This window comes from Roseovarius sp. MBR-6 (genome assembly GCF_040547525.1).
GTDB lineage: Bacteria > Pseudomonadota > Alphaproteobacteria > Rhodobacterales > Rhodobacteraceae > Roseovarius.
Genome location: NZ_JBEPPW010000001.1, coordinates 383,657 through 409,116 on the forward strand (window position 1 = coordinate 383,657; position 25,460 = coordinate 409,116).

Consider the following 25,460-nt stretch of genomic DNA (forward strand, 5'->3'; position numbering starts at 1 on the left):
ATCAGGCGCTTGCCGAACGATCCTCATGTAGATCACCGGCCTGCCAGACCGCCCCCACCTCGGCGCGGATGATCCGCGCGATCTGCGCGCAATCCTCAAGGCTGAAGGTGAGCGGCAGGCGCATATCCAGAATCGCCCGCAGGATGCGGTCGCTCCCGGGCATGGCGGGATGGGGCGCATAGCGCCAGCTGTCATAGCGGCTGGTGAAGCCTTTCGGCTCTGCCCCGCCGAACCACTTCAGCTCCACCCCCCGCGCGGCGCAGCGGGCCAGAACCTCCTCGATGCGCGGCCCGGACCAGTCGAGCAGCAGGAACTGGATCGACGAGCCGACGAAGCGTCCCGCCTCGGGCCGCTCCACGATCCGCAGACCCGGCGTGCCGCGCAAGCCCTCCTCGACCACGCGGTAGCGCGCGGTCCATTTCTCGCATTGCGCATCCAGCGCGCGCAATTGCGGCCGCAAAATCGCCGCGCGCAGGTGGTCCATCCGCCCCGAGACATTGGGCGTGTCGTATTTCACCCGCTCGAACACCTCGACAGGCGGCACCGTGCCGTGCCGCGCGTAAAGCATGTAGGAGCCCGAGAGGATCACGGCGCGGGCCATCACCTCATCGTCATCGGTGATCAGAAACCCGCCTTCGCCCGAATTCATGTGCTTGTAGGTCTGGGTGGAATAACAGCCCACGCGCCCCCACCGCCCCGATGGCACACCGCGCCACGCCGCTCCCATCGTATGCGCGCAATCCTCGATCACGCTCACCCCTGCGGCGTCACAGATCGCCATCAGCCGGTCCATATCCGCCAGATGCCCGCGCATGTGGCTCAGCATCAGCACCCGCGCCTGCCCTGCCTTTTCGGCCAGATCGTCAAGGTCGATGGTCAACCCCTCGGTCACGCCGACATAGACCGGCACCGCGCCCACGCTGGCAATCGCGCCCGGCACGGGGGCCAGCGTAAAGGCGTTGGTCAGCACCGGGTCGCCCGGTTTCACGCCGAGCGCGCGCAGCGCCGTCGCCATGGCATAGCCGCCCGAGGTGACGGCAAGCGCATGGCGCGCGCCCGTGTAGGCGGCAAATTCACGCTCGAGCAGCGCGACCTCACCCGGCTCGTCGCCGACCAGATTGTAGCGGTGCAACCGCCCCGAGCGCAGCACGTCCAGCGCCGCCGCGATCCCCTCGTCGGGGATCGGTTCCTGCTGCGTGAATGTGCCCTTGAAGACCTCGCTCATACGGCAGTTTTGGCGCGCACGCGGCGGCGCGTCAATGGGCAGGGGCGAGGTTCCCCGCTTTCCCGCGCGCCTTGCTCTGGGCGCGCCGTTCCCGGCGTGCTAAGGCAGAGCCACGTCAGTGAAAGCCTCCCATGTCCGGCACAACCGCCCTGCCCCTCAGACCCGCCGAATTCATCGCGCTCATGGCGATGATGGCCGCGACCGTGGCCTTTTCCATCGACGCCATGCTGCCCGGCCTGCCGCATATCGCACAATCGCTCAGCCCCGAGGCCCCGAACCGCGCGCAGCTCATCATCACCGCCTTTCTGGCGGGGCTTGGCGTCGGCACCTTCCTCGCGGGGCCGCTCTCGGACAGTTTCGGGCGCAGGCGCGTGATCCTCTGGGGGGCGGCGATCTACATGGGTGGTGCTGCACTGGCCATGCTGGCGCAGTCGCTCGAGGCGCTGCTGGTGGCGCGCGCGGTGCAGGGGCTGGGGGCGGCGGCGTTTCGCATTGTTTCCATCGCCATCATCCGCGACATGACATCGGGGCGCGAGATGGCGCGGCTCATGTCCTTCGTGATGATGGTGTTCGCGCTCACCCCCGCCTTTGCGCCGCTCATCGGGGCGGGGCTGATCGCGCTGGCGGGCTGGCGCGCGGTCTTTGCCGCCTTCGTCCTTTTCGCGCTGGTGCTCTCGTCATGGATGATGCTGCGCCTGCCCGAGCCGCTGCCCCCCGACCGCCGCCGCCCGTTCCGCGTGGCACCGCTGGCCATGGCCGCGCGCGAGGTTGTGGCCCATCCCGTGACCCGTCGTGCCATCGCGGTGCAGATGCTGGCGATGACGACGCTCTTCACCTCGCTCTCGGTGGTGCAGCCGGTCTTTGACGAAAGCTTCGGGCGCGGAGCGGAATTTCCGTTCTGGTTTTTCGGCATGGCGCTGGTGGCGGGCATGGGCAGCCTGATCAACGCGCGCCTCGTGGTGCGGTTGGGCATGGTGCGGATGGTGCGCGCGGCGCTTTGCGTGCAGGCGGCGCTGTCGGTGCTGGCCATCCTCGCATGGCAGATCGGCCTGCCGCCGGGCGCGCAATTCGCCGTGTTCCTGATCTGGCAGACGGGCGTGTTCATGCAGGCGGGCTTTACCCTCGGCAATCTCAACGCGCTGGCGATGGAGCCGATGGGTGCCATTGCGGGCATGGCGGCGAGCGTGACCGGCGCGGTGGCCACGGTGGGCAGCGTGGCGCTGGCGATTCCCATCGGTCAGGCCTTTGCCGGCACGCCGATGCCCGCGCATCTGGGCGTGCTGGGGGCTGTGCTGGCGGGGCTGGTGATCCTGCACCCGCTGCGCGGCAGGCTGGCCGGGACGGCGTGAGCGAAAAATTTTGTATACCGTCGCATACTATCTTTTCCCGGTCCGCTTTTTCGTCTATGAGGCAGGCGAGTGAACCAGACTCGACCCCGCGACCGGATCGACAAAAGGAGCCCCCCGATGGCCAACACCCCCGACATCATCTACACCAAGGTGGACGAAGCGCCCGAGCTTGCCTCGGCCTCGCTCCTGCCGATCATCCGCCGGTTTGCGTCTGCGGCCGGTGTCTCGGTCGATACGCGCGACATCTCGCTTGCCGGACGCATCCTTGCGGCCTTTTCCGATCATCTGACCGGGGATCAGCGCATCGGCGACGATCTGGCCGAACTGGGAGAGCTGGTCAAAACCCCCGGCGCGAACGTGATCAAGCTGCCCAATATCTCCGCCTCCGAGCCGCAGCTAGTCGCCGCGATCAAGGAATTGCAGGCCCAGGGCTACGCGCTGCCCGATTACCCCTACGAGCCCGTGACCGACGCCGAAAAGGCCGCGCGCGCGCGGTATGACGCGCTCAAGGGCTCTGCCGTGAACCCGGTGCTGCGCGAGGGCAATTCCGACCGCCGCGCCGCAAGCGCGGTCAAGACCTACGCGCAGGCCAATCCCCATTCCATGGGCGAGTGGACCGCCGCGAGCAAGACCCGCGTCGCGGCCATGTCGGGGGGCGATTTCTTCTCCAACGAGCGCTCCGCCACCCTCGCCAAGGCCGCAACGGCAAGGATCGTGCTGGAGACGGCAAGCGGCGAAACTGTCCTCAAGGACGCGGTGAGCTATCCGGCAGGCACCGTGGTCGATGCCACCTACATGAGCGCCGCCGCGCTCGACGCCTTCCTCACGCAGGAAATCGAGCGCACCGGGGCCGAGGGCACGCTGTTTTCGCTCCACCTCAAGGCGACGATGATGAAGGTCTCGGACCCGATCATCTTCGGCCACGCGGTCCGCACCTATCTTGCCCCGGTGTTCGAGAGCTTCGGCGATGACATGGCCGCACTCGGCGTCAACCCCAATGCGGGGCTGGGCGATCTTCTGGCCCGCGTCAAGGACCGTGCCGACATCCGGGACGCCATCGACGCCTGCCTCGCCGAGCGCCCGCCGCTCTACATGGTCGATAGCGACAAGGGCATCACCAACCTGCATGTGCCCTCGGATGTGATCGTGGATGCCTCCATGCCCGCGCTCATCCGTGCGGGCGGCAAGGGCTGGGGGCCGGACGGCAAGGAGCATGATTGCACCTGCGTCATCCCCGACAATTCCTATGCGCCGGTTTATGACGAGACGATCAGGTTCTTCAAGGAAAACGGCAAGCTCAACCCCGCCACCGCCGGAACCGTTCAGAACCTTGGCCTGATGGCGCAGAAGGCCGAGGAATACGGCAGCCATCCGACCACCTTCGAGATCCCCGAAGCGGGCACCGTCAGAATGATCCTCGACGACGGCACCGTGCTGCACGAACATGCGGTCGCGGCGGGCGACATCTGGCGGTCAGCCTCGGCGCGCAAGGCCCCCATCGAGGATTGGGTGAACCTTGCCATCGCGCGGCAGAAGGCCACGGGCTATCGCGCGATTTTCTGGCTCGATGCGGCGCGCGCCCATGATGCCGAACTGATCGCCTATGTGAAACCCATCCTTGAGGCGGCGGGCGTTGCCGACAGGTTCGAGATCATGGCCCCGCGCGAGGCGACCCGCGCCAGCCTCGAGACGATCACCAAGGGCGAGAACACCATCGCCATCACCGGCAACGTGCTGCGCGACTACCTGACCGACCTTTTCCCGATCCTGGAACTGGCCACCTCGGCCAAGATGCTGTCGATCGTCAAGCTGATGAATGGCGGCGGGCTGTTCGAGACCGGCGCGGGCGGCTCTGCCCCCAAGCATGTGCAGCAATTGCAGGCCGAGAACCACCTGCGCTGGGACAGCCTTGGCGAGTTCTGCGCCCTTGGCGAAAGCCTCAAGTTCCTGGCCGAAACGCATGACAACGCCCGCGCCCGCGTGTTGGGCGAGGCGGTCGAGGCGGCGACCCAAGGCATCCTCGATCACGACCGCTCACCCTCGCGCAAGGCGGGGCAGCCCGACAACCGCGACAGCCATTACTGGTTCGCCCGCTACTGGGCCGAGGCCCTGGCCGCGCAATCCGACGACGCGGCCCTTGCCGAGGAATTCGGCCCCATCGCAGAGGCGCTGGCCGAGAACGAAGCCGCAATCGTGGCCGAGTTGGCCGCGGCCCAGGGCAAGCCCGCCGATATCGGCGGCTACTATCACCCCGACCCCGAAAAACTCGCCGCCGTGATGCGGCCATCGGCCACGTTCAACGCGATCATCGGATGATCGGGGCGGGGGAGACGGTTTTGGCTGTTTCTGCCCATGGCCTCCTGCCCCCCGCGCGGAATCAAGGCGCGCTTGCGCGCCGCCGCGCGAGCGCCCGTCCGCCCCCTCGGGCGGGCGCTTTCGCAACGTCGCATACCCGTGCAATCGTTCAAGTATTTGGCACCATAAAACGCCAACCAAAACCGTTGTAGCGCCCACCCGGCGGACAGGCACCCGCGCGGCTCATCGCATCACATCGAATGGCAGCAAAAGCCCAACACCCAAACACCCCCGGAGCGCAGCATGACAAAGATCAAGGTAGACAACCCCATCGTCGAGATGGATGGCGACGAGATGACACGCATCATCTGGGATTTCATCAAGCAGAAACTCATCCTGCCCTATCTCGATCTCGACCTGCTCTATTACGATCTGGGCATCGAGGAGCGCGACCGCACCGAGGACCGGATCACCATCGACGCGGCGGAAAAGACGAAAGAGGTGGGCGTCGCCGTCAAATGCGCCACCATCACCCCTGATGAGGGCCGCGTCGAGGAATTCGGCCTCAAGAAGATGTGGAAATCGCCCAACGGCACGATCCGCAACATCCTTGGCGGCGTGGTGTTCCGCGCGCCGATCATCTGCCGCAACGTGCCGCGCCTCGTTCCGGGCTGGACCAAGCCTATCGTCATCGGCCGCCATGCCTTTGGCGACCAATACAAGGCCACGGACATGAAATTCCCCGGCCCCGGCACGCTCAGCATGAAATTCATGGGCGAGGACGGCACCGTGATCGAGGAAGAGGTGTTCCGCGCCCCCTCCTCGGGCGTCTACATGGGCATGTATAACCTTGACGCCTCGATCATCGATTTTGCCCGCGCCAGCATGAATTACGCGCTTGATCTTGGCTGGCCGCTCTATCTCAGCACGAAAAACACCATCCTCAAGCAATATGACGGGCAGTTCATGCAGATCTTCCAGAAGGTCTATGAGGAGGAATTCGCGGATCGGTTCGCTGCCAAGGGCATTGAGTATCAGCATCGCCTGATCGACGACATGGTGGCCTGCGCGATGAAGTGGAACGGCGGGTTCGTCTGGGCCTGCAAGAACTATGACGGCGACGTGCAATCCGACACCGTGGCGCAGGGCTTTGGCTCGCTTGGACTGATGACAAGCCAACTTTTGACCCCCGATGGCAAGATCATGGAGGCCGAGGCCGCCCATGGCACCGTCACCCGCCATTACCGCCAGCACCAGCGCGGCGAGGCGACATCCACGAATTCCATCGCCTCGATCTACGCCTGGACCGGCGCGCTGAAACACCGCGCCAAGCTCGACGGCAACGATCCCTTGCGCCATTTCGCCGAAACGCTGGAGCGGGTCGTGGTGGAGACCGTGGAATCCGGCCATATGACCAAGGATCTGGCCCTTCTGGTCGGACCCGATCAGGGCTGGCTCACGACCATGGGCTTTCTCGAGAAGATCGACACGAACCTCAACGCGGCGCTGGCGGGCTGAGGGCCACGCGCCCCTTGGCAGGGCCGGGGCTTCGCGTTAAGAGGGGCGAAATCCGGCAAGGGGTGCGGCGTGAGCAACAGCGACAGTTTCATCGAGGAAGTCACCGAAGAGGTGCGCCGCGACAGGCTTTATGCGCTGTTGCGCCGCTATGGCTGGATCGCGGTTCTGGCAATCCTGCTTCTCGTCGGCGGGGCGGCGTGGAACGAGTGGCGCAAGGCGCAGGCACAGGCCCGCGCCGAGGCGTTCGGCGATGCGGTCCTCGCGGCGCTTGCCACCCCCGAGGGGGAGGGGCGCGTGTCGGATCTTGACGCCATCGAGGCCCCCGGCCCCGGCGGTGCTGCGCTGCGCGATCTTCTGGCCGCGTCCGAGATCACCGATACCGACCCGGCAGGCGCGGCGACGCGGCTTCTGGCCGTGGCTGACCGTTCGGGCGTGCCGCAGGTCTATCAGCAGATCGCCACGCTCAAGGCAGTGGCGCTGCCCGGCTCGGGACTGAGCACCGAGGATCGCCGCGCGCGGCTTGCCCCCTTTGCAGGGGGCACCGGCCTGTTGCGGCTTCTGGCCGAGGAACAGCTTGCGCTCATCGACATCGAGACCGGGGCGCGCGGCGCGGCTCTGGAACGGCTGACGGCACTCGCCATGGATGCCGAGGCAACAGCAGCCTTGCGCCGCCGTGCGACACAGGTGATTGTGGCCCTGGGTGAGGACCTGCCCGAGATGCGGGGCCTCGGGGACGATCTGCCCGCCGGTCAATAAGGCGCGCAGCTTAAAGGACGAATGGGGGCGGCAGTGGTGGCGGCAAAATCGGTTCTGATCGGGGCGCTTGCGGCCCTTGCCCTTGTGGGATGCGCCAAGAAGGACCCGGTCCTTCCCGGCCCGAGGGAAAACATCCGCGACGTGCTTCAGACCGAGGCGCGGCGTGCGCAGGCCGCCGAGACGCCCGTGAACCGCGCCCTGCCTCTCTCGCTGCCCGCAGCGCAGGCCAACCCCGAATGGCGCCAGCGCCACGGCACGCCCATCGGACGCACCGCGCATCCGGCGCTATCGAGCGCGCCCGCGCTTCTCTGGTCCGCCAATATCGGCGCGGGTGACGGGCGGCGCGTGCGCATCACCGCCGATCCGGTGGTGGCAGGCGGGCGCATCTTCACGCTTGACGCGCTGGCACGGGTGACGGCGGTCTCGACCGCGGGCCAGGTTCTGTGGACCCGCGACCTGACCCCGCCGGGCCAGAGCGGCAAGGCCATAAGCGGCGGCGGGCTGGCCTTTGGCGACGGCAAGCTCTTCGTGGTGTCGAATTTCGGCACGATCTCCGCGCTTGATCCGGCCACCGGCGGGGTGATCTGGCAGCAACGGCTTGACGCGCCCACAACCGCGTCGCCATCGGTGCATGACGGGCTTGTCTACGTGGTCGCGGGCGGAGAGGTCGCCTGGGCGATAGAGACCGACACGGGCCGGGTGCGCTGGCAATTGTCCGGCACGCCCGACATCCATAACGTTCTGGGCGGCCCCGCGCCTGCCATCACCGAAACCTATGTTGTCCTGCCCTTCGGCGCGGGCGAGGTGCAGGGCGCATTCCGTCAGGGCGGCCTGCGGCTCTGGGATGCGCAAATCGCGGGCGAGCGGCGCGGGCTGGCAAGCGGGCGCGTGCGCGACATCACCGGCGACCCGGTCGTGGTGGGCGACCGCGTCTATGTCGGCAACCATTCTGGCCGCATGGTCGCGCTCAACCTCGGCAGCGGTCGCAGGCTCTGGACCGCCGAAGAGGGCCCGCTTCACCCGGTCTGGCCTGCGGGCGGATCGCTCTTTCTCGTGAGCGATCGCAACGAGCTTGTGCGCCTGTCGGCCGAGGATGGCAGCCGCATCTGGGGCCATGCCCTGCCGCTCTTTACCGATCGCAAGCCCAAGCGACAGGCGGAGATCGTCGGCCATTACGGCCCGGTGATCGCGGGCGGGCAACTCATCATCGCCTCGGCGGATGGCAAGTTGCGCCTGTTCGATCCGGTCTCCGGCCAGCAGGTGCGCAGCATCGATCTGCCCGGCGGCGCAACCTCCAATCCGGTCGTGTCGGGCGGCGTGCTTTACGTGGTCTCGAAAAAGGGACAGCTTCTCGCTTTCCGTTGAGCGCGCGATCGGCTATGACCGCTGCCTGACCGGCAGGAGCCTGCACCGATGTCCTTTACCCTCGCTATCGTGGGACGGCCCAATGTGGGCAAGTCCACGCTCTTCAACCGCCTTGTGGGCAAACGCCTTGCGTTGGTCGATGACCGCCCCGGCGTGACGCGCGACCTGCGCGAAGGTGCCGCGCGTCTCGGCGATCTGCGCTTTACCGTGATCGACACGGCAGGCCTCGAAGAGGCCACCGACGAGAGCCTTCAGGGCCGGATGCGCAAGCTGACCGAACGCGCCGTGGAGATGGCCGATATCTGCCTTTTCGTGATCGACGCGCGCGCAGGTGTCACCCCCACCGACGAGGTCTTTGCCGACATCCTGCGCAAGCGGTCGGCCCATGTCATCCTTGCCGCCAACAAGTCCGAAGGCTCCGCCGCCGATGCGGGCCTGTTCGAGTCGTATGGGTTGGGCCTTGGCGATCCCATACGCCTTTCGGCAGAGCATGGCGAGGGCATGAACGAGCTGTACGAGCGCCTGATGCCCCTCTCGGACGCTTTTGCCGCGCGCGCCGAGGCCGAGGCGCCGGAAACCGATGTTCTGATCGACGCCGATGTCGATGACGAGGCCGAGGCCCCCGAATGGCGCCCCACGCCCGCGCGCCCGCTTCAGGTCGCGGTGGTGGGGCGGCCCAATGCCGGAAAGTCCACGCTCATCAACAAGATCCTCGGCGAGGAGCGCCTGCTGACCGGCCCCGAGGCCGGGATCACCCGCGATGCGATCTCGCTCCGGCTCGACTGGGACGGGATGCCTGTGCGCATATTCGACACGGCCGGAATGCGCAAGAAGGCCAAGGTTCAGGACAAGCTGGAAAAGCTGTCGGTCTCCGACGGGCTGCGCGCGGTCAAGTTCGCCGAAGTTGTGGTGGTCTTGCTCGATGCCGCCATCCCGTTCGAGCAACAGGACCTGCGCATCGCCGACCTGGCCGAGCGCGAGGGCCGCGCCGTGGTGGTCGCGGTCAACAAATGGGACGTGGAAGAGGACCGGCAGGGCAAGCTGCGCGCCCTCAAGGAGGCGTTTGACCGTCTCTTGCCGCAATTGCGCGGCGCGCCGCTGGTCACGGTCTCGGCCAAGACCGGCAAGGGGCTGGACCGCCTGCGCGACGCGGTGGAAAAGGCGCATGAGGTCTGGAACCGCCGCGTGCCCACGGCACAGCTCAACCGCTGGCTGGTGGGGATGCTGGAACAGCACCCGCCCCCCGCCCCCGGCGGCCGCCGCGTCAAGCTGCGCTACATGACGCAGGCCAAGACGCGGCCCCCCGGTTTCGTGGTGATGTGCAGCCATCCCGACAAGCTGCCCGAAAGCTATACGCGCTATCTCGTGAACGGGCTGCGCGAGAGCTTCGACATGCCGGGCACGCCCATTCGCCTCTATGTGCGGGGGCAGTCCGACAAGAACCCCTACAAGGACCGCAAGAAGCCGGGGCCGTCCCGCCTGCGCAAGCATCTCTGAGGCTCAAACCCTGACACGAACCGCGCGCGGCTGTGCCGGGGGCAGCTCCTGGCCTGAAGGGGACATTCGCCCCCTCTCCCCCGCGCGGAATCAAGGCGTGCCCCGCACGCCGCCGCGCGAGCGCCCGACCGCCCCCCGGGCGGGCGCTTTTTCGACGTTGAAACCCCTTCAATCGTTCCAGTATTTGGCACCATAAAGCGCTCACCAACGCTGTTGCAGCGCCCACCCGCGGTCGGGCCCTCGCGCGGCTCCACCAATGTCGGCAACAGGCCATTAACGACGCCCACCCCATGGCGCGCCGGATCCCCAGTGCGCGGCGCCCGCGTCAGATATCAACCACCCTCCCGCTCCGGCGGCCGTGCGCCCCCGCCCCTCAGCCCCCGGTATGGCTCATGTGACGCGAGACGCGGCCATCGACCGACTGGCGGGAATAGTCGAAATCGTGGCCCTTGGGCTTCAGCGCGATCGCGGCGCGGATCGCGGCCTCCAGCGGCGCGTCGTCGCGCGGGTGGTTGCGCAGCGGCGCGCGCAGGTCGGCCATGTCCTCCTGTCCGAGGCACATGTAAAGCTCGCCCGTGCAGGTCAGGCGCACACGATTGCAGCTTTCGCAGAAATTATGCGTGAGCGGTGTGATGAAGCCGATTTTCTGCCCCGTTTCCTCAAGCCGCACGTATCGCGCGGGCCCACCGGTGCGCTCGGTCAGGTCGGTCAGCGTATAGTGCTCGGCCAGACGCGCGCGCAGATCGCTGAGCTTCCAGTATTGGCCCAGCCGGTCCTCATTGCCGATATCGCCCATCGGCATGACCTCGATAAAGGTCAGGTCCATGTCGCGCGACTTGCACCACTCGACCAGCGAGAACAGCTCGTCCTCGTTGAAGCCCTTGAGCGCCACGGTGTTGATCTTGACGCGAAGCCCGGCCGCCTGTGCCGCGTCGATCCCCCGCATTACCTGCGGCAGACGGCCCCAGCGGGTGATCTCGGCGAATTTCGCCTCATCGAGCGTGTCGAGCGACACATTGACCCGCCGCACCCCGGCCGCATGAAGGTCCGCCGCGAAGCGTTCGAGTTGGCTGCCGTTGGTGGTCAGCGTCAACTCCTTGAGGCGGCCCGCCTCCAGATGCCGGGTCATCGCGTTGAAAAACGTCATGATTCCCTTGCGCACAAGCGGCTCTCCGCCGGTGATGCGCAGCTTCTCCACCCCCAGCCCGATGAAGGTGGAACACATGCGGTCAAGTTCCTCCAGCGTCAGAAGCTCTTTCTTCGGCAGAAAGGTCATGTTCTCCGACATGCAATAGACGCAGCGGAAATCGCAGCGGTCGGTGACGGAGACGCGCAGATAGGAGATGGCGCGCTGAAACGGGTCGATGAGCGGGGCATGTGTCATGGCGCAAACCTATTCCCGCACGGGCGCGGCGACAAGGGGGATGCGCACAGGGCGCGGCCGTCTTGGTCGTTGCGGGCCGGGTCGCGCGGCCCTAGTCTGGCATCATGGCTTATATCTTGCGGTTTTCTCTTCTGTTCATCGTTCTCGGCGGCTGTTCCCTGACCGAACCGCGCCCCACGCCTGCCCCTCCCGCTGCCCCGCCGCCTGACGAAGGTGTGATCGAGCGCGATGAGGCGTCCGTTCCCCCGCAGCCGCCCCGCGCCAGCCTGCCCGCAACCACAATCGCTTCGCTTGGCAATGTGCGCGAGCCGGGGCTCTGGATGCGCACGCCGCTCGTATCGGTCCCGATGCGCGGCACGGTGCGCGACCCGGCCACGGGGCGTTCGGTCACGCTCGATCTCATTCCCATCGCGGGCGCGCCGGGCGCGGGCAGCCGCCTGTCGCTTGGTGCCTATCAGGCGCTCGGGCTTTCGCTCACGGCGCTGCCGGAACTGCGCGTCTCCGCAGGGGGCTGAGGGGGTTATTCCACCGTCACCGATTTCGCCAGATTGCGCGGCTGATCCACGTCCGTGCCCTTGGCGATGGCAGTGTGATAGGCGATGAGCTGCGCAGGCAATGCATAGAGGATTGGTGCCAGCACCGGATCGACCGTCGGCATCGTGACCACCTGAAACGTGCCCTCGCCCGCCGCCGCCACGCCGGCCGCGTCCGAGATGAGCACGATCCGCCCGCCGCGCGCCATCACCTCCTGCATGTTCGACACGGTCTTCTCGAAGAGCGCATCGCAGGGGGCCATGACTATGACCGGCATGGTCTCGTCGATGAGCGCGATGGGGCCGTGCTTCAACTCGCCCGAGGCATAGGCTTCGGCATGGATGTAGCTGATTTCCTTTAATTTCAGCGCCCCCTCCAGCGCCAGCGGATACATCAGCCCACGCCCGAGGAAAAGCGCGCTCTGCGCCCCCGCAAGCTCTCGCGCCACCTCGCGGATGGACCCGTCGATCTCCATCGCGGTGTTGAGCGTGGCGGGCAGGCCGCGCAGTTTCGAAAGCAGATCGGCCAGCCGCTCGACGCTCATTTCGCCGCGCATCCGCGCCGCCTTGAGCGCAAGCAACAGGAGCACCGTCAACTGACAGGTAAACGCCTTGGTCGAGGCCACGCCGATTTCCGCCCCGGCGAGGATCGGCAGGGCGACATCGCTCTCGCGCGCGATGGAACTGGTCTCGACATTGATCACCGCAAGGATGCTGTCGGCGCGGTGGCGGCAATAGCGCAGCGCGGCGAGCGTATCGGCGGTCTCGCCCGACTGGCTGACGAAGATGGCCAGCGTGCCGGGGGCAATCGGCGGTTCGCGGTAGCGAAATTCCGAGGCGATATCGACCTCGACGGGGATCCGCGCCAGTTGCTCGAACCAGTATTTCGCCGTCAGGCAGGCGTAATAGCCCGTGCCGCAGGCCACCAGCACGATCCGCTCCACGCCCGTGAAATCCGGTGCGCCCTCGGGCAGGACGATCTCGTTGCCATCATCGCTGAGGTAATGACGAAGCGCGTTGCCGATCACCATGGGCTGTTCGGCGATTTCCTTGGCCATGAAATGCCGGTGCCCGCCCTTGTCCACGCGCGCGCTGTCGATGGCGATCTTCGTGACCGCGCGGTTGGCCAGCCGCCCCCCGGCATCGGTGATGGAAACGCCCGCGCGCGTCACCACGGCGATATCGCCCTCTTCCAGATAGGTGATCCGGTCGGTCATGGGCGCGAGCGCGATGGCGTCCGAGCCGACATACATCTCGCCCTCGTCCTCGCCATGGCCGATCGCCAGCGGGCTGCCCGCGCGCGCGGCGATCATCAGATCGCCCTCGCCATCGAACAGGAACAAAAGCGCGTAGGCCCCGCGCAGCCGCGCGATGGTGGCGCGGGCGGCGGCCTCTGGCTCCATGCCCTGCGCCATGTGGTGCTGTGTCAGCAGTGCCACGGTTTCGGTATCGGTGTCGGTCTCGTGGCCGAACCCGGCCTCGGCCAGTTCGGCGCGCAGCTCGCGGAAATTCTCGATGATGCCGTTATGCACCACGGCGACCGGCCCGGCCTTGTGGGGGTGGGCGTTGCGCTCTGTCGGCGCGCCATGGGTGGCCCAGCGGGTATGCCCGATCCCGGCCTTGCCCGCGAGCGGGTGATGCACCAGCAGGTCCGAAAGATTGACGAGCTTGCCCACGGCGCGGCGGCGGTCGAGCACCCCGTCATTGATCGTGGCGATCCCGGCACTGTCATAGCCACGGTATTCCAGCCGCTTGAGCGCCTCGACCAGCACCGGCGCGGCCTCGTGATTGCCCAGAACTCCGACGATTCCGCACATGGCTACTCTCCCTTGGTGTTTTGCGCCTTGAGCGCGCGCAGCTTCTCGAAAAACCGCGTGGCAAAGCCGGGCTTGTTGTCCTGCCGCGCGCGTGCCACCGCCAGCGCGCCCGCCTCGACATCGCGGGTGATGACCGAGCCAGAGGCGGTCATCGCCCCGTCGCCCACGGTGACAGGCGCGACAAGCATGGTGTCCGAGCCGATGAACACGCCTCGCCCGATGGTGGTGCGGTGCTTCATCACGCCGTCATAGTTGCAGGTGATCGTGCCCGCGCCGATATTGCTGCCCTCGCCGATCTCGGCATCGCCGATATAGCTCAGGTGGTTGACCTTGGCCCCTTCGGCGATCAGCGCGTTCTTGACCTCGACGAAATTGCCGATGCGCACATCCTCCGACAACTCCGTGCCGGGGCGCAGCCGGGCATAGGGCCCCACCACCGCGCCGCGCGAGACATGGCAGCCCTCAAGATGCGAGAATGCCCGGATATGCGCGCCGCTTTCCACCGTCACGCCGGGGCCGAAGACGACGAAAGGCTCGATCACCGCATCGCGCCCCACCCATGTGTCGCGGGCGAAATGCACCGTCTCGGGGGCTTGCAGGGTGACGCCCGTCTCCAGCGCCTCGGCGCGCGCGCGGTCCTGAAAGGCGGCCTCGGCACGGCTCAGTTCCGCGCGGGAATTGACGCCGAGTGTCTCACCCTCGTCGCAGGCGACGGCGGTGGCCGAAAGGCCGCGCGCGCGCGCCAGCGCCACGATATCGGTGAGGTAATATTCGCCCGCCGCATTCTCGTTGCCGACCGCGCCGACCAGATCGAACAGCACCGGTGCCGCGGCCATCACCACGCCGCTGTTGCACAGGGCAATCGCGCGCTGGGCCTCGGTTGCGTCCTTGAACTCGACGATCCGCTCCAGCGCCTCGCCCGCCATCACCAGCCGCCCGTAGCGGCCCGGATCGGCGGCGTTGAAACCCAGCACGACGATGTCATGATGCGCCCGCGCCTCGGCCATGCGCTCCAGCGTCTCGGGGCGGATCAGGGGCGTGTCGCCATAGAGAACCACCGCGTCGCCGGTAAAACCCTCCAGCGCGGGCGCGGCCTGCGCCACGGCGTGCGCGGTGCCCAACTGCTCGGCCTGAAGCACCACCTGCACCGCAGGGTCAAAATCCAGCGCCGCCTTGCGCACGGCGTCGGCCCCGTGGCCAGCCACCACCACCACGCGCGCGGGATCAAGCGCGCCCCCGGCGGCGATGGCATGAACCAACATCGCCTCGCCCGCGATGGGATGCAGCACCTTCGGCAGATCCGAGTTCATGCGGGTTCCCTTGCCGGCGGCAAGCACGATGAGGGCAACAGACATGGAACACGCTCTTTCACGGGGTAAATCACCGCCGTTCTATCGGTTTTGCACCTATACGCAAGGGGCAGACCGGGAAATCCTTGTGACCTTTCCATGACAGGGCTAAGCGGGCCCTGCCGGGCAACAGGAGGGCTTTGCATGCGCACCGTGGTTTTCGATCTCGACGGCACGCTCGCCGATACGAGCGGCGATCTTGTCGCCGCCGCCAACGCCTGTTTTCGAGGCATGGGCGTGGGCGACCAGCTTTGCGCCGCGCGCGACGCGGGCGTGGCCCTACGCGGCGGCCGGGCGATGCTGCGGCTGGGGATGGAGCGGATCGGGCGCGGGCAGGACGAGGCCGAGATCGACCGGCAATATCCGGTCCTGCTGGAGGCCTATGCACGCGCGATCGACACCCATACCCGGCTTTATCCCGGCGCGATGGAGGCGGTCGGGATCTTGCGAGGCGCGGGATACCGCGTGGCGATCTGCACCAACAAGCCCGAGGCGCTGGCGCGGCTCCTGCTGAACCGGCTGGGTGTGCTGGAGGCGTTTCACGCGCTCACCGGCGCCGATACGCTGGCGGTGCGCAAGCCCGATCCCGAACACCTCAACGAGACGGTGCGCCGCGCGGGGGGCGATCCGGGCCGCGCACTTCTGGTGGGCGATTCGGACACCGACCGAGAGACCGCGCGCGCGGCAGGCGTGCCCTCGGTTCTGGTGGGCTTCGGGCCTTCGGGGGCGGATATGGCGGCGCTGGAACCCGACGCGATCATCGGCCATTACAATGAATTGCCCAACGTGGTCGCGCGGCTCATCGGCTAAGCCGGCCCCTTTGGCCTTCACCGTCCCCGGTTTTGCGTTTTTGCATACATTTGCGCGATCATCCGGCTGGCCGTCTTCTCAAAAACGCAAGGTATGAGCGCATGAACCAGCGCCGCACCGCCCGCCGCGAAGAGCCACAGCGCAAAGCGGCCGGCAAAAAGGGCGTGTTCAAAATAGCTTTCCTCCACGCTGCGCGGATGATCGAGAAAAAGCTTGCTCAGCATGACCGGTGTCCTCCTGTTCGGTTCGCTCCCGCAGGCTAACCGAAACATCGCGTGACATTTTCCCATTTTTCCCTGATAAATTCAAAATATTGAGAACCTGTCCACCAAACTGGCTGAATATCGCAAAAATGGACGATCTGGACCGCAAGATCCTTATCGAAGTGCAGCGCGACGCCGACATCGCGCTCGATGCGCTCGGGCAGAGGGTGGGCCTGTCGCGCAACGCCTGCTGGCGGCGCATCCGCACGCTTGAGGCCGCGGGTGTGATCCGCGCCCGCGTGACGTTGCTCGATCCCGCGCGCATTGGCCTGCCGCTCACGGTGTTCATGCAGTGCCGCGCGGCCGCCCATGACGCCGACTGGCTCGACGCCTTCGCCCGCGCGATTAGCGGCCTGCCGCAGGTGCAGGGCGCGTGGCGGATGACCGGCGATCTTGACTACCTCATCCGCGCGCAGGTGGCGGACATGGCCGATTACGACCGGCTTTACCGCAGCCTCATCGCGCGGGTGCCGATGGGCGACGTCTCGGCCAGCTTCGTGATGGAAGAGATCCGCGCCACCACCGAATTGCCCCTCGATCACGCCTGAGCGCGCCCTTCCGCCATTGTCGCCCCCGCCATCCGTGGTAAGGTCCGCCAGACGTAAGCAGGAGAGATGCGCCATGGCCTCTCGGGTGATTCCGGTCGATTCCTTCGATCTGGTGGTTTTCGGCGGCACCGGCGATCTGGCGCGGCGCAAGATCCTGCCGGCACTCTATCGTCGCTTTGTCGCCGGTCAGTTCGCCGAAGATACGCGCCTGATCGGTGCCGCCCGCTCCGAGATGGACGCAAGCGCCTACAGCGCCTTCGTGCGCGAGGCGCTGACCGAGTTCGCCCCTGACGAGGCCACCCGCAAGAAACCGCTCGCGGCCTTTCTCGACCTCATCGATTACGTCACTCTCGACGCGCGCGGCGAGGCAGGCTGGGACGCGCTTGCCCAAAAGACCCGCAAGGACCGCATCCGCGCCTATTACTTTTCCGTCGGCCCGTCGCTTTTCGGCGATCTGGCCAAGCGGCTGCACAAGCACGGGCTGGCCGAGGGCGATGCGCGCATCGTGGTGGAAAAGCCCTTTGGGCACGATCTGGAAAGCGCGCGCGCCCTCAACCGCACGCTGGCGCGGCATTTCGACGAAGGGCAGATCTACCGGATCGACCATTATCTCGGCAAGGAAACCGTGCAGAACCTGATGGCGATCCGCTTCGGCAATGTCCTCTTCGAGCCCTTGTGGAACAGCCAATATGTCGATCACATCCAGATCACCGTGGCCGAAAGCGTGGGCGTGGGCGGGCGCGGCGAGTATTATGACCGCGCGGGCGCGATGCGCGACATGGTGCAGAACCACCTGATGCAGCTTTTGTGCCTCATCGCCATGGAGCCGCCCGCCAAGTTCGACCCCGGTGCCGTGCGCGACGAAAAGCTCAAGGTGATCCGCGCCCTTGATCCCGTCGCCCCGGAAAACGTGGTGCGCGGCCAGTATGAGGGCAGCGAGAGCCAGCCCGATTACCGCACGCAGGCCGAAAACCCCGAGAGCACGACCGAAAGCTTTGTCGCGCTGAAACTGCATGTCTCCAACTGGAGATGGGCCGGCACGCCCTTCTATCTGCGCACCGGCAAGCGCCTGCGCGAGCGCGCCAGCGAGATTGCCGTGGTGTTCAAGGACGCGCCCCATTCGATCTTTGGCCCCGAGGCCGGACGGCACCGCAACATCCTCACGATCCGGCTGCAACCCAATGAGGGGATCGAGCTTGGCGTGACCATCAAGGAACCGGGGCCGGGGGGGATGCGCCTGATCGACGTGCCGCTCGACATGACCTTCGCCGAGGCGCTGGGGCCCGAAGAGGCCGATTTCCCCGACGCCTACGAGCGGCTCATCATGGATGTGATCCGGGGCAACCAGACCCTCTTCATGCGCGGCGACGAGGTCGAGGCGGCCTGGGCCTGGACCGATCCGATCATCGCCGCGTGGCAGGCCGGGGACACCGCCCCCCTGCCCTATGCTACCGGCTCCTCCGGCCCGGATGATGCGCTCATGCTGATGCACCGCGACGGCCGCCGCTGGCGGGAGATACGCCCATGACCCTGATCACCTATCCCGATACCGAATTGCTGGCGCTTGGCCTTGCTGATGCGCTGTCGAGCGAGTTGCGCATGGTGCTCGGCCACAAGGAGCGCGCGCTCTTCGTGGTGCCGGGCGGGAGCACGCCGGGACCGGTCTTTGACGCGCTCTGCGATGCCGATCTCGACTGGGACCGTGTCGATATCCTGCTCTCGGACGAGCGGTGGCGCCCCGAGGTGCACATCCGCTCCAACACCCGGCTCATCCGCGAGCGTCTGCTCACGGGCCGCGCGGCGGCGGCGCGCTACCTGCCGCTCTATGCCCGATCTGATGCCCCCGAGGCGGTGCTGGCCGAGCTAGAGGCCAATATCGCCCCCGCCCTGCCCATCGACATCTGCCTTCTGGGCATGGGGGCGGACATGCACACCGCCTCGCTCTTTCCGGGGGCCGAGGGGCTCGGGGCCGCGCTTGATGAGCGCGCGCCAATCGTCGTGCCCGTTCGTGTGCCGGGCGAGGACGAGGCGCGCGTCACGCTCTCGGCGCGCGTTCTGGCGGGGGCTGTCTGCACCCATATCGTCATCACCGGCGACGCCAAGCGCGCGGCGCTGGAGCGCGCGCGCCACCTGCGGCCCGTCGAGGCCCCCGTGGCCGCGGTCCTGCCGGGTGCCACGGTGCACTGGTCGCCAGAGGACTGAGCCGATGTGGGAAAAGGTCAAATCCGAGGCCGAGGCCGCACGGGGCCGCGCCATCCTGCCGCTCTTCGACGACCCCGGTCGCGCCGACAGCTTTTCCGTGCACCATGACGGGATGCTCTTCGACTATGCCAAGACCACGCTGACCGAAAGCGCCCGCGCGGCGTTGCTTGATCTCATCCGCGCGCAGGGACTGGAGGCGCGCCGCGCCGCGATGTTCGCGGGCGAGGCGATCAATGAGACCGAGGGGCGCGCCGTGCTCCATACCGCCTTGCGCGATCTGACCTCCGACGCGCTGAGGCTCGACGGCACCGACATTCTGCGTGACATCCGCGAAACCCGCGCGCGCATGGCCGGGTTTGCCGCCCAGATCCGCGAAGACGGCTGGCGCGACGTGGTCAATATCGGCATCGGCGGCTCGCATCTCGGCCCCGAGATGGCCACGCGCGCGCTCTCGCCCTATCAAGACGGGCCGCGCTGTCATTTCGTCTCGAACGTGGACGGGGCCGATATCGCCGACACTCTGGCAGGTCTCGATCCCGCGCGCACGCTTGTCATCATCGCCTCCAAGACCTTTACAACCATCGAGACCATGACCAATGCCGCCACCGCGCGCGATTGGCTGATCTCGCATGGCCGCGATCCGGGCGCGCATCTGGCCGCCGTCTCTTCGGCGACCGACAAGACCGCCGATTGGGGCATCGACCCTGCCCGCGTCTTTGGGTTCGGCGATTATGTGGGCGGGCGCTATTCGGTCTGGGGGCCGATCGGGCTGCCGCTGATGATCGCCATCGGGCCGGAACGGTTCACCAGGTTTCTGGCCGGGGCCGAGGCGATGGACCGCCATTTCCGCGACGCGCCCCTCACGGCCAACATGCCCGTCATGCTGGCACTGACCGGCCTCTGGCATCGGCAGGCGCTCGGGTTCACCACCCGCGCCGTGCTGCCCTATGATCAGCGCCTTGCCCGCCTGCCCGCCTATCTTCAGCAGCTCGAAATGGAGAGCAACGGCAAGCGCGTGACGCTGGCGGGCGACGCGCCACCGGTGCCCACCGGCCCCGTGGTCTGGGGCGAGCCGGGGACCAATGGCCAACACGCCTTTTACCAGCTTATCCATCAGGGCACCGATGTGATCCCGTGCGAATTTCTTGTGGCTGCGCAAGGCCATGAGCCGGATCTTGCGCATCATCATCGGCTTTTGGTGGCCAATTGCCTTGCGCAATCCGAGGCGCTGATGCGCGGGCGCACGCTGCATGAGGCGCGCGCGAGGCTTGCCGCCAAGGGCGTGACGGGCGCTGATCTCGACCGGCAGGCCGCGCACCGGGTCTTTCCCGGCAACCGCCCCTCGACCACGCTGATCTATGACCGGCTCACGCCGCGCCGTCTGGGCGCAATGATCGCGCTATACGAACACCGCGTTTTCGTCGAGGGCGTGGCGCTCGGGATCAATTCATTCGATCAATGGGGGGTGGAACTGGGCAAGGAACTGGCGCTGGCGCTGGCCCCCCTGCTCGATGGCGCGGATGCCTCGGGCAAGGACGGCTCCACCCGCGCGCTGGTGGATTTTGTCAGGGGCGCGGAAGGCTGAGCCCCCTGCGCCGCCGTCATCATCCCCGCGCCGCCGTCATCCCCGCGCGACCGTCATCCCCGCGAAAGCGGGGATCTCCCCCGCAAGAGATCCTCGGGTCAAGCCCGAGGATGACGCCCGAAACCCGAGAGCCCGTCACCCTCGGACTTGATCCGAGGGTCTCGGCCTTGCGTCAGCGCAGGATCGACCGGCCCGCGTAGATCGCCGTCTCGTCGAGCATTTCCTCGATGCGGATCAACTGGTTATACTTGGCCAGCCGGTCCGACCGGGCGAGCGAGCCTGTCTTGATCTGCCCGCAATTGGTGGCGACGGCCAGATCGGCGATGGTGGCGTCCTCGGTCTCGCCCGAGCGGTGGCTCATCACGTTGGTCATGCGCGCGCGATGCGCCATTTCCACGGCCTGAAGCGTTTCGGTCAGCGTGCCGATCTGGTTGACCTTGACCAGCATGGAATTGGCGCACCCCCGCTCGATCCCCATCGCCAGACGCGCGGGGTTGGTCACGAAGAGATCGTCGCCGACAAGCTGCACCTTCTGCCCGAGCGTGTCGGTGAGCATCTTCCAGCCCTCCCAATCGTCCTCGGCCATGCCGTCCTCGATCGAGAGGATCGGATAATCGGCGCAGAGCGCTTGCAGATAGGCGACATTTTCTTCACTGGAAAGGCTCAGGCCCTCGCCGGAAATTTCATATTTACCACCTTTGTAATATTCCGTCGCCGCGCAATCGAGCGCAAGCCAGATATCCTCGCCCGGCGCATACCCCGCCTTCTCGATGGATTTGAGGATGAAATCGAGCGCATCGCGCGTGCTCGAGAGGTTCGGCGCAAAGCCGCCCTCGTCGCCCACGCCGGTGGCCAGCCCCGCCGCCGACAACTCCTTCTTCAGGGTGTGAAACACCTCCGAACCCATGCGCACCGCGTCGCGGATAGTCTCGGCGCTGACCGGCATGATCATGAATTCCTGAATGTCGATGGGGTTGTCGGCATGTTCGCCGCCATTGATGATGTTCATCATCGGCACCGGCAGCACCCGCGCCGCCGTCCCGCCCACATAGCGATAGAGCGGCACCGCGCTGTAATCGGCGGCGGCCTTGGCGGTGGCGAGCGACACACCGAGGATCGCATTGGCCCCGAGGCGTGCCTTGTTGGGCGTGCCGTCCAGTTCGATCATCGCCATGTCGATGGCCACCTGTTCGGTGGCGTCAAAGCCGATCAGCGTCTCGGCAATCTCGCCATTGACGGCCGCGCAGGCCTCGAGCACGCCCTTGCCGCCATAGCGACCCGCGTCGCCGTCGCGCCGCTCCACCGCCTCATGCGCGCCGGTGGAGGCCCCCGACGGCACCGCCGCGCGGCCCATGGTGCCGTCCTCCAGCGTGACCTCCACCTCTACCGTCGGGTTGCCCCGGCTATCGAGGATCTCGCGCGCGTGAATGTCGATGATGCTGCTCATGATGTCATGTCCCGGACTGAAAAACCTGCCCGCCCCATAGCAAGAAACCGTCGGGATGCAAACGCGGCATCCGTGTTGCCCGGTCATGCGGCGAAGACCTCCATTCTCTCTCGACCGGACGAAAGCCGTCTTGTGTCAGCGCCTGCACCAGCGCCCCATATGACCGGCATCATGGATCACCGCATACTGTGCTGTGGCGGCACCTCGGTCGGACGCCCGGTGATCCTGCGTGCCAGAGCCCGTCGAACGCATCTCCGTCAGGACCGGCATGCACGACCCGGACGCCACCCGCCTGAAAGCGGGGCTGCACCACAAGGCCAGGCCCGCTTGAGACGGCGCGCGCCGCTCAGCCCTTGTCGATACGCAGCGTGACCATGCCGGTTTCGGGGCATTCGCCCCGCTCCGCACCCAGCCGCGTGCAGGAATCGGCGACGAATTCGGCCGCCTGCGCCTCTGTCTCGGGCGTGCGCGGCGCGGGCGGGTTGAGCACGAAACCGACTGCGCGCCGGGCAATGCGCAACATCTCGTCGAGCGCCTCGGGCCATGCCTCGACCGGGCCATAAGCGTCGATTGCCTGATGGCAGAGCACGATGTCGAACGCGGCACTGTCGAAGCGGTAAGGCCGGTCGCGCCCGTCGAAATGGTGGCAGTCCAGCCCAAGATCGGCATGGATCGCCGCATAGGGGCTGCGCGGGATGCCGTCCTTGTCCGGCACGAAATAGTCGTTGACGCAGACCGCGTGTCCGAAATGTCCATAGACGTCGGCGATCCCGCAGCCGCCCGCCGAGAGATCAAGCACCGAGAGCGGCACATCCGCCACCATCATCTCGGGAAACATCACATGCGCGCGCCCCAGTTCGCGCAGCGCGTTGAGGCCGCGATACTGATACTTGAGCGGAATGCCCGCACGCGCGCGCTCCACCACGCCAAGGCCGTAGGGGCGCATCAACGCGCCGGGCACGTCCAGCCCCCGTTCGCGGTGCCACGCCATCAGCCGCGTCATGCGCCGATACCAGATCGCCTGCTTGCCGGGGGCAAAGCGGCGTGCGGCTACCCGCGGATGCAAGACCGCGGCGGCCTCATAGGCCGCCTGTTCCGCCGCGATATAGCCTGCAAAAGGATCCTGAACATCCATTCAATCTCTGCCCGATCTCTGCCTGTTTTTATCATCTCTGGCAGAACTATCCGGACCGGCAGCGCGGCGATCAACTCAAAAATGCGGGGCAGTCTCATTTCCTGTGCCGATGTCGCACCCGCGCCTCGCGCATCAGGGTATAAAGGCCCGAGGCCACGATCACCCCCGCACCGATCAGCGTCCAGAGATCGGGGCGCTCGCCAAAGACCGTGACCCCGATGATCAGCGCAAAGATCAGCCGCGTGTAGCGAAACGGTGTGACGACCGCGACCTCGCCCACCCGCATCGCCGCGACGATGGCGTAATAGGCCGCCACCGCGCAGACCAGCGCCAGCGCCAGATCGCGGATCTCGGTCCCCGCAGGCATGACCGGCGCCACGCCGAAGGGCAGAAGCAGCGCGCCCGTCGGCACCAGCGTGGCAAAGGCATAGGTCGAAAGCTGCATCGACGAGATCGCCCGCGGCACGGCCCGCGTCGCCAGATCGCGCGTCGCCAGCCCGATCACGGCCATGACAGCGAAAAGCGAGGCCGGCTCAAAGCCCGCCACCCCTGGCCGAATCACCATCAGCACGCCCGCGAATCCCACGAGGATCGCGCTCCAGCGCCGCCAGCCGACCTGCGCGCCAAGAAAGACCGCAGCCCCCAACGTCACCGCGAGCGGCGTTGCCTGCAAGATCGCCGAGGCCGAGGACAGCGGCGTCAGCGCGATGGCCAGCACAAAACCCATGGTGCCCGTCAACTCGCCGAAATTGCGCAAGAGCACCGAGCGCGCCAGCAGGTCGCGCGACCAGAGCCTGCGCCCCTGCGCCCGCGTGATCGCCCCGAACACCAGCGCGCCGCCCAGGCCGATCATGATCACGATCTGTCCCACCGGCAGATCGGCGGTCAGGCGCTTGATGAACATGTCCTCGAGCGCGAAACCGGCCATCGCCAGAACCATCAGGACGCTGCCGCGCAGGTTTTCCATTCTCTTGGGCTTTCGTGAGGGCTATCCCCCTCCTACCCTGTTCCCTGTGCCGGGAAAAGACGCCGCGCCAAGCGCCCCGCGCATAGCCGCCTGCCATTCGTGAACGCTCAGGCCAGCCCCAGATCGCGCGCCATCATCGCCGCCTGCGTGCGGTTCTTCGCCCCCAGCTTGCGGCTGACCGATTTGAGATGCAGCTTGACGGTGACCTCCTGAATCTCGAGGTCCCGGGCGATTTCCTTGTTGGATTTGCCCTCCGCCACGCCCCGCAGCACCTGACGCTCGCGCGCCGTCAGGCCAAGCCGTGACTGCGCCCCGGCATCCACGTCCGAGCGCAGGAAATCGCATGGCAAATAGGTCTCTCCGGCCAGCATCTGCCGAACCGCCGCGATGAGGGCCTGTGGCGCGAGTGTCTTGGGCAAGAACCCCGCCGCGCCCGCGCGCAGCGCGCGCCGGGCCACATCGGGCGGCGCAGTGCCCGAGAGAATCGCCACCGGGCAGCCCGCGCGCGCGCGCATGCGCGTCAGCCCGTCAAGCGCCTCCATGCCCGGCATGGAAAAATCCAGCAGCACCAGATCGGCATGACCGGGGCCGGGCACGAGCGCCATGGCGGCCTCGAAGCTTTCGGCCACCGCCACCTCGAACCCGCCCGCCGCGCGCAGGTAGGCGGCGATTGTCTCGCGCACAAGATCGTGATCGTCGGCCAGAATGAGCCGGGTCATCAAGAATCGTCCTCCCTCACAACGCCAGCCCGTGGGCGATCATACGCATCTGCAACGAAAATGACAAATCCGTGACCCAGATATCCGATTTTTCTTGCGCGCAAACGCATAGGAGGTCTGGCAAATCCGGTCGGACGCGTCACACTACCCACCATCGCAGCAAAGGAGAGGCCATGCCCGCCCGCCCCCATCCTGCCGCCGCTTTTCTTCTGTCGGTCCTCATGATCGCCCTTGCGGTCATGGGCAGCTCCCCGCGTGCCGACGGGCATGCCGTTCTCCTGATCGAGACGCGCGGTGCCGAGGGCAGCCTTTTCAAGAGCATTCCGCTTGATCGGGCGGCCCTGTCGGCCCTTCCACAGACCGAGTTCGAAACCCATACGGTCTGGACCGACGGGCCGCAACAGTTTCGTGGCGTGGCGCTCGCGACCTTGCTTGCGCATCTGGACATCAGCGCCGCCCATATCGACCTCGAGGCCGTGAACAATTACCGTGTCTCCCTGCCTGTCGCCGAGATCGGTCCCGACAACCCGATCATCGCCCTCACCCGCAATGGAGCGGCGATGAGCCTGCGCGACATGGGACCGTTCTGGCTGGTTTACAATTACGACGCAAACCCGGAGTTCCAGACGGAATTGATCTATGCCCGCTCGATCTGGCAACTTGCACGGATCACCGTCCCCGCGCCGCAGCCCTGAG

General features: G+C 66.7%; 22 protein-coding genes. 13 read left to right on the forward strand and 9 right to left on the reverse strand.

Annotated elements, in window-relative coordinates:
- Position 1 precedes the first annotated feature (1 nt).
- A complete protein-coding gene (locus ABIE57_RS02000; protein ID WP_354537303.1) occupies positions 2 to 1,225 on the reverse strand; it encodes a DegT/DnrJ/EryC1/StrS family aminotransferase in 1,224 nt (407 codons plus the stop codon).
- 131 nt (positions 1,226 to 1,356) lie between these two features.
- Here ABIE57_RS02000 and ABIE57_RS02005 point away from each other — a divergent pair, with 131 nt between their 5' ends.
- The 6 genes from ABIE57_RS02005 (at position 1,357) to der (ending at position 10,005) form a co-directional block, all read left to right on the forward strand.
- Entirely contained in the window at positions 1,357 to 2,574 is a 1,218-nt protein-coding gene (locus ABIE57_RS02005; RefSeq protein ID WP_354537304.1) for an MFS transporter, read from the forward strand.
- Positions 2,575 to 2,691: 117 nt separating this feature from the next.
- The gene (locus ABIE57_RS02010) at positions 2,692 to 4,890 is read left to right on the forward strand and encodes an NADP-dependent isocitrate dehydrogenase (RefSeq protein ID WP_354537305.1); all 2,199 of its coding nucleotides are present in this window, start codon (positions 2,692 to 2,694) and stop codon (positions 4,888 to 4,890) included.
- 282 nt (positions 4,891 to 5,172) lie between these two features.
- Positions 5,173 to 6,387: an NADP-dependent isocitrate dehydrogenase gene (locus ABIE57_RS02015; RefSeq protein ID WP_354537306.1), complete on the forward strand. Its 1,215-nt coding sequence runs from the start codon at positions 5,173 to 5,175 to the stop codon at positions 6,385 to 6,387.
- 69 nt (positions 6,388 to 6,456) lie between these two features.
- The gene (locus ABIE57_RS02020; RefSeq protein ID WP_354537307.1) at positions 6,457 to 7,143 is read left to right on the forward strand and encodes a tetratricopeptide repeat protein; all 687 of its coding nucleotides are present in this window, start codon (positions 6,457 to 6,459) and stop codon (positions 7,141 to 7,143) included.
- A gap of 21 nt (positions 7,144 to 7,164) precedes the next feature.
- Positions 7,165 to 8,508, forward strand: a complete 1,344-nt coding sequence (locus ABIE57_RS02025) for a PQQ-like beta-propeller repeat protein (protein ID WP_354537308.1) — start codon at positions 7,165 to 7,167, stop codon at positions 8,506 to 8,508.
- Positions 8,509 to 8,556: 48 nt separating this feature from the next.
- Positions 8,557 to 10,005 carry a ribosome biogenesis GTPase Der gene (gene der, locus ABIE57_RS02030; protein WP_354537309.1) on the forward strand — a complete coding sequence of 483 codons (1,449 nt, stop codon included), beginning with the start codon at positions 8,557 to 8,559 and terminating at the stop codon, positions 10,003 to 10,005.
- A gap of 373 nt (positions 10,006 to 10,378) precedes the next feature.
- Here der and moaA read toward each other — a convergent pair whose 3' ends face one another.
- On the reverse strand, positions 10,379 to 11,389 hold the full coding sequence (moaA, locus tag ABIE57_RS02035; RefSeq protein ID WP_354537310.1) for a GTP 3',8-cyclase MoaA: 1,011 nt from the start codon (positions 11,387 to 11,389) through the stop codon (positions 10,379 to 10,381).
- Between the two features lie 104 nt (positions 11,390 to 11,493).
- On the opposite strand from moaA, the gene ABIE57_RS02040 reads away from it, so the two are divergent.
- Positions 11,494 to 11,904 carry a hypothetical protein gene (locus tag ABIE57_RS02040; protein WP_354537311.1) on the forward strand — a complete coding sequence of 137 codons (411 nt, stop codon included), beginning with the start codon at positions 11,494 to 11,496 and terminating at the stop codon, positions 11,902 to 11,904.
- Between the two features lie 5 nt (positions 11,905 to 11,909).
- Here ABIE57_RS02040 and glmS read toward each other — a convergent pair whose 3' ends face one another.
- Both glmS and glmU read right to left on the reverse strand, forming a co-directional pair.
- Positions 11,910 to 13,739, reverse strand: coding sequence for a glutamine--fructose-6-phosphate transaminase (isomerizing) (gene glmS / locus ABIE57_RS02045; protein WP_354537312.1), 1,830 nt, complete (start codon positions 13,737 to 13,739; stop codon positions 11,910 to 11,912).
- 2 nt (positions 13,740 to 13,741) lie between these two features.
- On the reverse strand, positions 13,742 to 15,094 hold the full coding sequence (gene glmU, locus ABIE57_RS02050) for a bifunctional UDP-N-acetylglucosamine diphosphorylase/glucosamine-1-phosphate N-acetyltransferase GlmU (RefSeq protein WP_354537313.1): 1,353 nt from the start codon (positions 15,092 to 15,094) through the stop codon (positions 13,742 to 13,744).
- Positions 15,095 to 15,232: 138 nt separating this feature from the next.
- Here glmU and ABIE57_RS02055 point away from each other — a divergent pair, with 138 nt between their 5' ends.
- The gene (locus tag ABIE57_RS02055; protein WP_354537314.1) at positions 15,233 to 15,898 is read left to right on the forward strand and encodes an HAD-IA family hydrolase; all 666 of its coding nucleotides are present in this window, start codon (positions 15,233 to 15,235) and stop codon (positions 15,896 to 15,898) included.
- Between the two features lie 17 nt (positions 15,899 to 15,915).
- Here ABIE57_RS02055 and ABIE57_RS02060 read toward each other — a convergent pair whose 3' ends face one another.
- Positions 15,916 to 16,122 (reverse strand): DUF6356 family protein, encoded by a 207-nt coding sequence (locus ABIE57_RS02060; protein WP_354537315.1) that lies wholly within the window; start codon positions 16,120 to 16,122, stop codon positions 15,916 to 15,918.
- Positions 16,123 to 16,250: 128 nt separating this feature from the next.
- Between ABIE57_RS02060 and ABIE57_RS02065 the strand changes: the two genes are divergently transcribed.
- From ABIE57_RS02065 to pgi, 4 genes are all read left to right on the forward strand, one after another.
- Positions 16,251 to 16,709, forward strand: coding sequence for an Lrp/AsnC family transcriptional regulator (locus ABIE57_RS02065; RefSeq protein WP_354537316.1), 459 nt, complete (start codon positions 16,251 to 16,253; stop codon positions 16,707 to 16,709).
- 73 nt (positions 16,710 to 16,782) lie between these two features.
- Positions 16,783 to 18,237: a glucose-6-phosphate dehydrogenase gene (gene zwf / locus ABIE57_RS02070; protein WP_354537317.1), complete on the forward strand. Its 1,455-nt coding sequence runs from the start codon at positions 16,783 to 16,785 to the stop codon at positions 18,235 to 18,237.
- Positions 18,234 to 18,911: a 6-phosphogluconolactonase gene (gene pgl, locus ABIE57_RS02075; RefSeq protein WP_354537318.1), complete on the forward strand. Its 678-nt coding sequence runs from the start codon at positions 18,234 to 18,236 to the stop codon at positions 18,909 to 18,911. The genes zwf and pgl overlap by 4 nt, the downstream gene beginning before the upstream one ends.
- A gap of 4 nt (positions 18,912 to 18,915) precedes the next feature.
- Entirely contained in the window at positions 18,916 to 20,496 is a 1,581-nt protein-coding gene (gene pgi, locus ABIE57_RS02080) for a glucose-6-phosphate isomerase (protein WP_354537319.1), read from the forward strand.
- A gap of 172 nt (positions 20,497 to 20,668) precedes the next feature.
- Here pgi and eno read toward each other — a convergent pair whose 3' ends face one another.
- From eno to ABIE57_RS02100, 4 genes are all read right to left on the reverse strand, one after another.
- Positions 20,669 to 21,943 (reverse strand): phosphopyruvate hydratase, encoded by a 1,275-nt coding sequence (gene eno, locus ABIE57_RS02085; protein WP_354537320.1) that lies wholly within the window; start codon positions 21,941 to 21,943, stop codon positions 20,669 to 20,671.
- 346 nt (positions 21,944 to 22,289) lie between these two features.
- Positions 22,290 to 23,078 carry a hypothetical protein gene (locus ABIE57_RS02090; RefSeq protein WP_354537321.1) on the reverse strand — a complete coding sequence of 263 codons (789 nt, stop codon included), beginning with the start codon at positions 23,076 to 23,078 and terminating at the stop codon, positions 22,290 to 22,292.
- Positions 23,079 to 23,172: 94 nt separating this feature from the next.
- Entirely contained in the window at positions 23,173 to 24,045 is an 873-nt protein-coding gene (locus ABIE57_RS02095) for a DMT family transporter (RefSeq protein ID WP_354537322.1), read from the reverse strand.
- A 107-nt stretch (positions 24,046 to 24,152) separates the two neighbouring features.
- On the reverse strand, positions 24,153 to 24,764 hold the full coding sequence (locus ABIE57_RS02100) for a response regulator transcription factor (RefSeq protein WP_354537323.1): 612 nt from the start codon (positions 24,762 to 24,764) through the stop codon (positions 24,153 to 24,155).
- 173 nt (positions 24,765 to 24,937) lie between these two features.
- Here ABIE57_RS02100 and ABIE57_RS02105 point away from each other — a divergent pair, with 173 nt between their 5' ends.
- Positions 24,938 to 25,459, forward strand: coding sequence for a putative pterin-binding protein (locus ABIE57_RS02105; RefSeq protein WP_354537324.1), 522 nt, complete (start codon positions 24,938 to 24,940; stop codon positions 25,457 to 25,459).
- The last annotated feature ends 1 nt before the right edge of the window (position 25,460 follow it).